The organism is Albimonas sp. (genome assembly GCF_055129145.1).
The window spans coordinates 1-10,436 of record NZ_JBSRTQ010000148.1 but is presented as its reverse complement, the minus strand read 5'-3'; the positions used below and the strand labels follow the sequence as shown (position 1 = coordinate 10,436).

General features: G+C 70.7%; 8 protein-coding genes. 4 read left to right on the top strand and 4 right to left on the bottom strand.

The window, feature by feature from the left end:
- The 3 genes from ACTB72_RS17875 to ACTB72_RS17865 all read right to left on the bottom strand — a co-directional run.
- On the bottom strand, positions 1 to 466 hold a 466-nt coding region (locus ACTB72_RS17875), incomplete at its 3' end, for a hypothetical protein (protein WP_463038364.1).
- A gap of 313 nt (positions 467 to 779) precedes the next feature.
- A complete protein-coding gene (gene pth, locus ACTB72_RS17870) occupies positions 780 to 1,559 on the bottom strand; it encodes an aminoacyl-tRNA hydrolase (protein ID WP_463038363.1) in 780 nt (259 codons plus the stop codon).
- A gap of 175 nt (positions 1,560 to 1,734) precedes the next feature.
- On the bottom strand, positions 1,735 to 2,355 hold the full coding sequence (locus tag ACTB72_RS17865) for a 50S ribosomal protein L25/general stress protein Ctc (RefSeq protein WP_463038362.1): 621 nt from the start codon (positions 2,353 to 2,355) through the stop codon (positions 1,735 to 1,737).
- 362 nt (positions 2,356 to 2,717) lie between these two features.
- On the opposite strand from ACTB72_RS17865, the gene ACTB72_RS17860 reads away from it, so the two are divergent.
- The 3 genes from ACTB72_RS17860 to ACTB72_RS17850 are packed head-to-tail and all read left to right on the top strand — an operon-like array spanning position 2,718 to position 5,634.
- Positions 2,718 to 3,533, top strand: coding sequence for a (Fe-S)-binding protein (locus tag ACTB72_RS17860; protein WP_463038361.1), 816 nt, complete (start codon positions 2,718 to 2,720; stop codon positions 3,531 to 3,533).
- The gene (locus tag ACTB72_RS17855) at positions 3,530 to 4,969 is read left to right on the top strand and encodes a LutB/LldF family L-lactate oxidation iron-sulfur protein (RefSeq protein WP_463038360.1); all 1,440 of its coding nucleotides are present in this window, start codon (positions 3,530 to 3,532) and stop codon (positions 4,967 to 4,969) included. Before ACTB72_RS17860 ends, ACTB72_RS17855 begins: the two co-directional genes overlap by 4 nt.
- Positions 4,966 to 5,634, top strand: coding sequence for a LutC/YkgG family protein (locus ACTB72_RS17850; protein ID WP_463038359.1), 669 nt, complete (start codon positions 4,966 to 4,968; stop codon positions 5,632 to 5,634). Before ACTB72_RS17855 ends, ACTB72_RS17850 begins: the two co-directional genes overlap by 4 nt.
- 196 nt (positions 5,635 to 5,830) lie before the next feature.
- Here ACTB72_RS17850 and ypfJ read toward each other — a convergent pair whose 3' ends face one another.
- Entirely contained in the window at positions 5,831 to 6,751 is a 921-nt protein-coding gene (gene ypfJ, locus ACTB72_RS17845) for a KPN_02809 family neutral zinc metallopeptidase (RefSeq protein ID WP_463038358.1), read from the bottom strand.
- A gap of 282 nt (positions 6,752 to 7,033) precedes the next feature.
- Between ypfJ and pyc the strand changes: the two genes are divergently transcribed.
- Positions 7,034 to 10,436: pyruvate carboxylase (gene pyc / locus ACTB72_RS17840; RefSeq protein ID WP_463038357.1), on the top strand; the 3,403-nt coding region annotated here is incomplete at its 3' end.

Sequence of the window (10,436 nt, the reverse complement as noted above, 5' to 3'; positions counted from 1 at the left end):
CAGGCGGCGGCGCGGCGGCGCGCCAGGCCGAGCGCGGCGAGGCCGGCGAAGCAGCAGGCAGGGGGACGGCGGCGGTCTCCAGGCTGAGCGACGCGGCCACGACGCCGCCGGAGCTGCCCCAGAGCGTCTCGATGTCCGTCGCGTCGCCCGAGAGGCTCCGCAGGGCCGCGCCGATGGCGAAGTCGGTCCCGCCCGCGCCCAGCAGGGCGTTGAGGTCGGCCAGCGCGACGGCGGAGAGCGTGACCGACGCTTCGGGCATCCTGTATCGGCCGCCGCCGGAATCGACCTCGGCCGTCCGGTAGGACGCGCCGGCGCCGATATCCTCGAAAATGCCGGTCGCGGCGTTCTGGTCCGCGAGCAGCTGCGAAACAGGGGTCGACACGTCGAACAGGCCGAGCGTCTCGGACGCTTGTTCAGAGTAATGCCAACCGTTGTTCGCCGCGAAGGTGAGGGTGGCTAAAGACACGGTCCGGCCGGCCAGCGACGACAGGCCGAAGACGTAGAAGCTGCGGTGTTCGGGTTGGTTGCAGCACGCGCCTGTATAGGCGTTGGTGCTGGCGCTGCTGTGCGCGCCGACGGCGTCGTAGGCGCTGTTGGCCTAGGCGTCGACCACGGTGAGCGGCGCCGCCGGGGCGGCGACGGCGGATACGGCGACGGGCGCGAATGCGAGGTTTTTCATCGACGGGGTCCTCATGTGACGATGCGCGAGGAGGAGACCCTGTGATTTCAGGAAAAACACCGGATAATGAGCGGAATATGAATGAACTGGCGTGCTGACATCAGGTGAAGCGCCGCCGCAGTTTTTCCAGCGGGGACAGGGGCTTGTCCTCCGGCCCAGGCGCCGGGGCCGGGGCGGGCGAGGTCCGGTCCGGCCCGGCCCCGGTGCGAGAAGCGCCCGCCGTCGGGTCGGAGGAGAGGCGGACTTCGCGCGGGCCTTCGGGCCGGGGGCCGGGGGTCTCGGGTTTCGGTTTTCGCTCGGGTTTCGGGCGCTGGGGGGTGGTGCGCAGGGCGACGGCGTTCATGAAGCCGGCGTCGTCCTTGGCGGCGAGCGCCGGGGCGCCGTCGGACACGCCTTGCAGGAGGTCATGCAGCCACTGCTCGTCGTATTTCGAGAAGTCGTGGAGGACGTAGCCGGACACCAGCTCCTTGCGCCCCGGATGCCCGATGCCGAGGCGGACGCGGCCGTATTCCGGGCCGCAATGCTGGTGGATCGAGCGCAGGCCGTTATGGCCGGCATGACCGCCGGCGCGCTTGGCCCGGCATTTGCCCGGCGCGAGGTCGAGCTCGTCATGCAGGACGGTGACGTCCTCGATCGGGATCTTGTGGAAGCGGAGCGCGGCGCCGACCGACTGGCCCGAAAGGTTCATGTAGGTGGAGGGCTTGAGCAGGATGACCTTGTGCTCGCCGAGCCGCCCCTCGGACACCTCGCCCTGGAACTTGTCGCGCCAGGGGCCGAAGCCGTGATCCTCGGCGATGCGGTCGAGGGCCATGAAGCCGATGTTGTGGCGTTGCTTGGCGTGTTCTCGCCCCGGATTGCCGAGGCCGACGAAGAGCAGCATGGCGGCGCCTCCAGGTTGCGGGTCGTTTGGAGGGGAGGTAACGCGCGGGCCGGGCCGGGGCAAGCGGGGGGTGCAAGCGGGGCGGGGCGGAATGCGGAACGCCCGCCGCGGGGGCTCCGCGGCGGGCGTTCTCGGGCTTGGACCGCGCCCCTCCTCGAGGAGGGGCGCGCCTGGATCACTCCTCGGCGGCGGCGGCTTCGGCGGCCTCGGCGGCCTCCTCGGCGATCAGGCCCGACGGCGCGGTGATGTTGGCGATCACGAAGTCACGGTCGGTGATGACCGGCTTCGCGCCGTTCGGCAGGTCCACGTCGGAGATGTGGATGACGTCGCCGAAGGTGCGGCCGGTCAGGTCGATGGTGACGTGGTCGGGGATGGCGCCGGCGATCACCGACAGCTCCACGTCCGCGCGCACGACGGTCAGCACGCCGCCCTTCTTCAGGCCCGGGGAGGCCTCGTGGTTGATGAACTCCACGGGGATGTGGAGCGCCACGCGCGACTTCTCGGTCAGGCGCAGGAAGTCGACATGCGTGGGCAGGTCGCGGACCACGTCGCGCTGCACGGCGCGGCAGACGACGCGGGTGTCCACGCCGTCGACCTTGACGTTGTAGAGGGTCGAAAGGAACTTGCCGGCCTTGAGCCGCTTGAGCAGCTCGTTGTGCTTGACGTTGATCGGCTGCGGGTCGGAGCCGCCGCCATAGATCACGCCGGGAACCAGCCCCTCGCGACGCGCGGCGCGGGCAGCCCCTTTGCCCGTGCCGGAGCGGGCGGTGGCGTCGAGAATCGGAAGCTCGGCCATCGTCGATCTCCTTATGAGTGTTTCACAGGCGGCGGGCCTCCAGGGGTGTCCCTGCCGCAGAGGCGCGCCTCTAGCCGAAAAGCGGGCGCAGGTCCAGCAGGAAGGCGACGCGGCGGGCGGGGGGCTCCCGCCGCGCCCTGGCCCGAGCTGCGGCGGTCGTGGCCGGCCTGCGGGCGTCAGGACGCATGGGAAGGGCGTTCGCGTCCGCGGCCGTCGTCGCATCGCGGTCGTTTTCCGGCGAGGGCGAATCGCCTGCGCCCGCCTCGGGCCGTCTTCGATGCGTCTCGGAACCGTCTCCGAACCGCTTGCCGCCCCCGCCTCGGCGCGCGTAACACGGTGGGGCGAACCAAGGAGGCGTCGACATGACCCCAGACACCCAGGCGCCCGAGGCGGCGGAGACCCCGGCTGCGGCCCGACCGAAGATCGCGTTCATGGCGACCTGCCTCGTGGACATGATGCGCCCCTCGGTCGGCTTCGCCGCGGTCAAGCTGCTGGAGGATGCGGGCTGCGACGTGCGCGTGCCCCCGGGGCAGACCTGCTGCGGCCAGCCGGCCTGGAACTCGGGCGACCGGGCCTCTGCCAAGCGGCTGGCGCGCCGGGTGATCGAGGCGTTCGAGGACTATGACGCGGTGGTGCTGCCCTCCGGCTCCTGCGCCGCGACCATGGTCAAGGACTATCCCGAGATGTTCTCGCCCGGCGACCGCTGGCGGGCGCGGGCCGAGAAGCTGGGCGCGAAGACCTTCGAGATCACCGCCTTCCTCGCCGAAGTGCTGCCCGAAGCGCCGGTGGCCGCGAAGGCCCCGGCGGGGGTGAGCAAGATCACCTACCACGACAGCTGCTCGGGTCTGCGCAGTCTGGGCGTCAAGGATCAGCCCCGCGCGCTGCTCGGCCGGGTGCCGGGGCTGGAGCTGACCGAGATGGCGGAGGCGGAGGTGTGCTGCGGCTTCGGCGGCATGTTCTGCGTGAAATACCCCGCGATTTCCGAGCGGATGGTGGCCGACAAGGCCCGCAACGCCGCCGAGACCGGGGCCGATCTGCTGCTGGCGGGCGACCTCGGCTGCCTGCTCAACATGGCCGGCCGCCTGACGCGCGAGGGTCGCCCGGTGAAGGCGCGCCATATCGTCGAAGTGCTGGCCGGCATGACCGACGGACCCGCCATCGGGGAGGACGGCAAGTGAACCATCAGCCCACCACGCCGCAGTTCAAGGCCAACGCCCGGGCCGCCATCGCCGATGGCGGGTTGCAGGAGCAGATGACCAAGGCGCTCGGCAATTCCATGGCCAAGCGCGCCTATGCGGCCAACGGCCTGCCGGAATTCGACGCGTTGCGGGATGCGGCGCGGGATCTGAAGAACCACACGCTGGCGCATCTGGACCTCTATCTCGAGGCATACGAGGCGAAGGTGATCGCCGATGGCGGCCATGTGCACTGGGCCGAGACGGCGGAGGATGCACGCGAGATCATCCTGGGGATCTGCCGGGCGGCGAATGCGACGTCGGTGAACAAGGGCAAGTCGATGATCTCGGAGGAGATCGGGCTGAACGATTTCCTGGAGGAGAAGGGGATCGCGCCGGTCGAGACGGATCTGGGCGAATACATCATCCAGCTCCGCAAGGAGGCGCCCAGCCACATCATCGGCCCGGCGATTCACGTGACGGTGCCCCAGGTGCGCGAGGCGTTCCGCAAGTTTCACCCGCATCTGCCGGCGGACCGGGACCTGGAGGGGCTCGACAAGCTGCTGCTGGAGGCCCGCGCCGAGCTGCGCGCCAAGTATTTCGAGGCGGAGGTGGGGATCACCGGCGCCAACATGCTGATCGCGGAGACCGGGCAATCGGTGATCGTGACCAACGAGGGCAACGGCGACCTGAGCCAGAGCCTGCCGAAGGTGCATATCGTCATCGCCTCGCTGGAGAAGGTGGTGCCGACGCTGGAGGACGCCTCGACCATCCTTCGGGTGCTGGCGCGCTCGGCGACGGGGCAGGAGATGTCGGTCTACACCACCTTCTCCGCCGGGCCGCGGCGGGCGGAGGATCCGGACGGGCCGGAGGCGTATCATGTGGTGCTGCTGGACAACGGCCGCTCCGCGATGGTGGGGACCGAGTTCCAGGAGATGCTGCGCTGCATCCGCTGCGGGGCCTGCATGAACCATTGCCCGGTGTATCGCTCGGTCGGGGGCCATGCTTACGGCTGGGTCTATCCGGGGCCGATGGGGGCGGTGCTGACGCCGTCGCTGATCGGGCTGAAGCAGGGCGGGCAATTGCCCAACGCCTCCACCTTCTGCGGGCGCTGCGAGGAGGTGTGCCCGATGCGCATTCCGCTGCCCAAGATGATGCGGCACTGGCGGGAGCGGGAGTTCGAGCGGCAGCTGACGCCGTCCGGCACGCGGCGGGGGCTGCGGCTTTGGGCGTCCGCGGCGGCGCGGCCGGGGCTTTACCGGTTCGGGACGAAGCTGGCGGCCTGGGGGCTGCGGGTCATGGCCTCGGGCGGGCGGCTGAAGCGGCTGCCGATGGGCCGGGCCTGGACCGATGTGCGCGATTTCCCGGCGCCGGAGGGGGGGACGTTCATGGATCGTTACCGCCCGGATGCGGACGGGAAGCGGGGGGCGGGGCGATGAGCGGCCGGGTCCGGATTCTCGCGCGGCTGCGCCGGTCGCTGACCGAGGACGCGGGCGTGACCGAGGCGGGGCGCAAGGAGGCGGTGGCGGCGCGGCTGGGACGGGCGGGCGTGCAGACCGCGCCGGTGCCCGGGATCGCGCGGACCGAGGGCGCGGCGATGCTGGAGCGGTTCGAGGCGAAGCTGCGCGGGGTGGATGCGACGGTGACGCGCCTGCCCTCGATGGCGGCGCTGCCGGAGGCGCTGGTGGGAGAGCTGCGCGCCCGCAATCTGCCGCGCGGGATCCGGATGGGGGAGGAGCCGGATTTCGCGGGCCTCGACTGGTCCGGGCTCGACGCGACCCGAGGGGTCGGGCGGCTGGAGGAGCCGGCGACGCTGAGCCGGGGCTTGTGCGGCGTGGCGGAGACGGGGACGGTGGCGCTGCGCTCGGGTCGCGACAATCCGGTGACGCTGACCTTTCTGGGCGAGACGCATTTCATCGTGCTGAAGGCGTCGGACGTGGTTCCGGGGCTGGAGGAGATGTGGGCGCGGGTGCGTCGGGCGGGGCCGATGTCGCGCACGGTGAACCTGGTGACGGGGCCGTCGCGCTCGGCCGATATCGGGCAGGTGCTGCAGCTGGGCGCGCATGGGCCGGTGGCGGTGCACGTGTTCATCGTCGAGGACTGACGGGAGGACGGGGGGACGGAGGGCGGGTCGCTCGATCCTGCGGATCGTCGCCCCGCCCGCCGTCCCATGGGCGCCCTGACCGGAGGCCGGGCGGCGTGGACCCAAGCGCCCCCGGTCCCGCGCCGCGCGGGCGGGGCGGATCAGCCCTCGGACCGCCGACGCGCGGCTTCGCCTTCGCCGCGCGCAGGGCGTCGGGTCAGGGGCGCTCGTTTCCAAAGGTGTCGCAGGAGGCGATGGTTCCGCCGTCGAAGCCGTGCCGGAACCAGTCGCGACGTTCTTCGGATGTGCCGTGCTGGAACGTCTCGGGGCGCACCACCTGGCCCGCGTCGCGCTGCAGGGCGTCGTCGCCGATGCGGGTCGCGGCGTTGAGCGCCTCGTCCAGGTCGCCGGGCTCGAGGCTGCCGAAGCGCTCCTGGGCCCGCATCGCCCAGACCCCGGCGAGGCAGTCGGCCTGCAGCTCCACCTTCACCTGGATCTGGTTGGCGAGGTCGGGGCTGGCCACGGCCTTGGCCGCCTGGGCGCGGTCGAGCACCCCGGTCAGGTTCTCCACATGATGCCCGATCTCATGGGCGATCACATAGGCCGCGGCGAAGTCGCCCTTCGCGCCGAGGCGCTGGGAGAGCTCGTCGAAGAAGGCGGTGTCGAGATAGGCGCGCCGGTCCGCGGGGCAGTAGAACGGCCCCGCAGCCGAAGTCGCCCCGCCGCAGGCCGAGCGCACGGCCCCGGTGTAGAGCACCAGCTTCGGCGGAACGTAGGCCTCGCCCAGCTCGGCGCGGAAGCGTTCGGCCCAGACCTCCTCGGTGTCGGCGAGCACGACGGAGACGAAATTCCCGGCCTCCTTCTGGGTCTCGGACAGGCGCGCGTCGGCGCCCGTCTCCTCCGGGCCGACCCCGGCGTCGCCGAGCAGGCCGCCTTGCGACAGCGCGCCGAAGACCAGCACCGCGAACAGCACGAAAAGCCCGATCCTGGAGCGGGGCAGGCGGATGCCCCGGCCCGACCCGCGCCCGAAGCCGCCGGGCGAGCCGGAGCCGAGGTTCGGGCCGCGGAAGACGCCGCGCGGGCTTTCGCCCCGCCGGTCCTCGATATTGGAACTGCCCCTGCGTCCGCGCCACTGCATGCCCTGAAGCTCCTGAAAGCGCTCCCCACCGTCCTGTCCGGGATATTGACGGGGATCGCGGCGGAATGGCGGCGGGCGGGGCGCGAGGATGGGGCGAGCGGGGGCGGCGCGCGAAAATCCTGCGCGATCCGCGCGTCGCGGCGGCGGCCGAGGGTGCGACGCCGCCGCCCTCCGTTGCGACGCAGCGAAGGCTCTTGCCCCGCGCGAGGTTTCGGTGTGGGCTTGGCCGGTCAAGACCGTCGCCGTCCCGACCTGTCCCCGGCCACGCGGAGCCCGCTCAACATGAAGAAATTCGAGAAGATCCTCGTCGCCAACCGCTCGGAAATCGCCATCCGGGTGATGCGGGCCGCGACCGAGCTGGGCAAGCGGACCGTCGCGGTCTACGCCGAGGAGGACAAGCTGGGCCTGCACCGGTTCAAGGCGGACGAGGCCTATCGGATCGGCGAGGGGCTGGGGCCGGTGGGCGCGTATCTGTCGATCGACGAGATGATCCGGGTGGCGAAGCTGGCCGGCGCCGACGCGATCCATCCGGGGTATGGGCTGCTCTCGGAAAACCCGGATTTCGTCGACGCCTGCGACGCGGCCGGGATCGCCTTCATCGGCCCGACCTCGGCCACCATGCGGATGCTGGGCGACAAGGCCTCGGCCCGTCGGGTGGCGGTGGAGGCGGGCGTGCCGGTGGTGCCGGCGACCGAGGTGCTCGACGAGGACATGGCCAAGACCGAGGCGATGGCGGCCGAGGTCGGCTATCCGCTGATGCTCAAGGCGTCCTGGGGCGGCGGCGGGCGCGGGATGCGGCCGATCATGGGCCCCGACGAGCTGGCCGAGAAGGTGCGCGCCGGGCGGCGCGAGGCGGAGGCGGCGTTCGGGAACGGCGAGGGTTACCTCGAGAAGCTGATCCTCAAGGCGCGGCATGTCGAGGTGCAGATCCTGGGCGACAAGCACGGGTCGGTGGTGCACCTGTTCGAGCGGGATTGCTCGGTCCAGCGCCGCAACCAGAAGGTGGTGGAGCGGGCGCCGGCCCCTTACCTCTCGGAAGAGCAGCGGGCCGAGGTCTGCGAGCTGGGGCTCAAGATCTGCCGCCATGCGAATTACGAATGCGCCGGCACCGTCGAGTTCCTGCAGGACATGGCGGACGGCCAGTTCTACTTCATCGAGGTCAATCCCCGCGTCCAGGTCGAGCATACCGTGACCGAAGAGGTCACCGGCATCGACATCGTGAAGGCGCAGATCCGCATCGCCGAGGGCGCGACCATCGCCGAGGCGACCGGCGCGCCGGACCAGGCCGCGATCCAGCTGCGCGGCCACGCGCTGCAATGCCGGGTGACCACCGAGGATCCGACCAACAACTTCATCCCGGACTACGGCCGGATCACCGCCTATCGGGGGGCCACGGGCTTCGGCATCCGGCTCGACGGCGGCACCGCCTATTCCGGCGCCGTCATCACCCGCTATTACGACAGCCTGCTGGAGAAGGTGACCGCCTGGGCGCCGACGCCGGAAGAGGCCATCGCGCGCATGGACCGGGCGCTGCGCGAGTTCCGGATCCGCGGCGTGGCGACCAACATCGCCTTTGTGGAAAACCTGCTGAAGCATCCGAGCTTCCTCGACAGCACCTACCACACCAAGTTCATCGACGAGACGCCCGAGCTCTTCGATTTCGCGCCCCGCCAGGACCGGGCGACGAAGCTGCTGCACTGGATCGGGGACGTGACCATCAACGGCCATCCCGAAGCCGGATCGCGACCGCGCCCGCCCGCCCATGCCCGGACCCCGGTGGCGCCCAGGCCCTCGGCCCCCGTGGTGCCGGGGACGCGGGACCTGCTGGACGCGCAGGGGCCGAAGGCGGTGGCGGAGTGGATGCTGTCGGTGCAGCGCCTGCTGATCACCGACACCACCATGCGCGACGGGCATCAGAGCCTGCTCGCGACCCGGATGCGGTCCTTCGACATGGTGCAGGCGGCGCCGGCCTATTCGGCGAACCTGCCCGGGCTGTTCTCGGTCGAGTGCTGGGGGGGCGCGACCTTCGACGTCGCCTATCGCTTCCTCGACGAATGCCCGTGGCAGCGGCTGCGCGATCTGCGCGCGAAAATGCCGAACCTGCTGACCCAGATGCTTTTGCGTGGGGCGAACGGGGTCGGCTACACGAATTATCCCGACAACGTGGTGCAGCGCTTCGTGGCGCAGGCGGCGACGTCGGGGGTGGATGTGTTCCGCGTCTTCGACAGCCTGAACTGGGTGGAGAACATGCGCGTCGCGATGGACGCGGTGCTCGACAGCGGCAAGATCCTGGAAGGGACCATCTGCTACACCGGCGACATCAACGACCCGGACCGGGCGAAATACGACCTGAAGTACTACGTCGGCATGGCGAAGGAGCTGCAGGCGGCGGGTTCGCATGTGCTGGGGCTGAAGGACATGGCGGGGCTGATGAAGCCGGCCGCCGCCGGGCCGCTGGTGAAGGCGCTGAAGGAGGCGACGGGGCTGCCGATCCATTTCCACACCCACGACACCTCGGGGATTTCCGCGGCCACCGTGCTGGCGGCGGCGGCGGCCGGGGTGGATGCGGTCGATGCGGCGATGGACAGCTTCTCGGGCCTGACCTCGCAGCCGTGTCTGGGCTCGATCGTCGAGGCGTTGCGGCATACCGATCGCGATACCGGGCTCGATCCCGCCAAGGTCCGGGAGATGTCGGATTACTGGGAGCTGGTGCGGCTTCAGTATGCGGGCTTCGAGAGCGAGATGAAGGCGGGGGCTTCGGAGGTCTATCTGCACGAGATGCCGGGCGGGCAGTTCACCAACCTCAAGGCGCAGGCGCGCTCGATGGGGCTGGACGAGCGCTGGCACGAGGTCGCGTCGATGTATGCCGAGGTCAACCGCATGTTCGGGGACATCGTGAAGGTGACGCCCTCGTCGAAGGTGGTGGGGGATATGGCGCTGACCATGGTCTCGGCCGGGCTGACGCGGGCGCAGGTGGAGGATCCGGCGGTGGAGGTCTCGTTCCCGGAATCGGTGATCGGGATGCTGCGCGGCGATCTGGGCCAGCCGCCGGGCGGGTTCCCCGAGGCCATCGTGAAGAAGGCGCTGAAGGGGGCCGAGCCCGACACCACGCGGCCGGGGGCGCGGGTCGCGCCGGCGGATTTCGCCAAGGTGCGGGCGGAGGCGGAGGCGGCTGTGGAGGGCGTGGCGCTCGATGACGAGGACCTGTGCGGTTACCTGATGTATCCCAAGGTCTTCGTGGATTACGTGCGCCGGCATGAGGAATTCGGGCCGGTGCGGGTGCTGCCGACGCCGGTGTTCTTCTACGGGATGGAGCCGGGCGACGAGGTCGAGGCGGAGATCGAGCCGGGCAAGACCCTGCAGATCCGGCTCTCGGCCCGGGGCGAGACCACCGAGGACGGCACCGCGAAGATGTTCTTCGAGCTGAACGGGCAGCCGCGCGTGGTGGTGACCCGCAACCGCAAGGCGGCGGCGAGCGTGCAGGCGCGGGCCAAGGCCGATCCGGGCAATGCCGCGCATGTGGCGGCGCCGATGCCGGGCGTGGTCGCCTCGGTCGCGGTGGAGGCGGGCAAGGCGGTGAAGGCCGGCGACATGCTGCTGACCATCGAGGCGATGAAGATGGAGACGGCGCTGCATGCCGAACGGGACGGTGTGATCAAGGCGGTGCATGCCGGGGCCGGGTCGC

Excerpts from the sequence above, each read along its gene's own strand:
- pth (WP_463038363.1), bottom strand. The coding sequence starts at position 1,559 with ATGCTGCTCTTCGTCGGCCTCGGCAATCCGGGGCGAGAACACGCCAAG.
- ACTB72_RS17865 (WP_463038362.1), bottom strand. The coding sequence starts at position 2,355 with ATGGCCGAGCTTCCGATTCTCGACGCCACCGCCCGCTCCGGCACGGGC.
- ACTB72_RS17860 (WP_463038361.1), top strand. The coding sequence starts at position 2,718 with ATGACCCCAGACACCCAGGCGCCCGAGGCGGCGGAGACCCCGGCTGCG.
- ACTB72_RS17850 (WP_463038359.1), top strand. The coding sequence starts at position 4,966 with ATGAGCGGCCGGGTCCGGATTCTCGCGCGGCTGCGCCGGTCGCTGACC.
- ypfJ (WP_463038358.1), bottom strand. The coding sequence starts at position 6,751 with ATGCAGTGGCGCGGACGCAGGGGCAGTTCCAATATCGAGGACCGGCGG.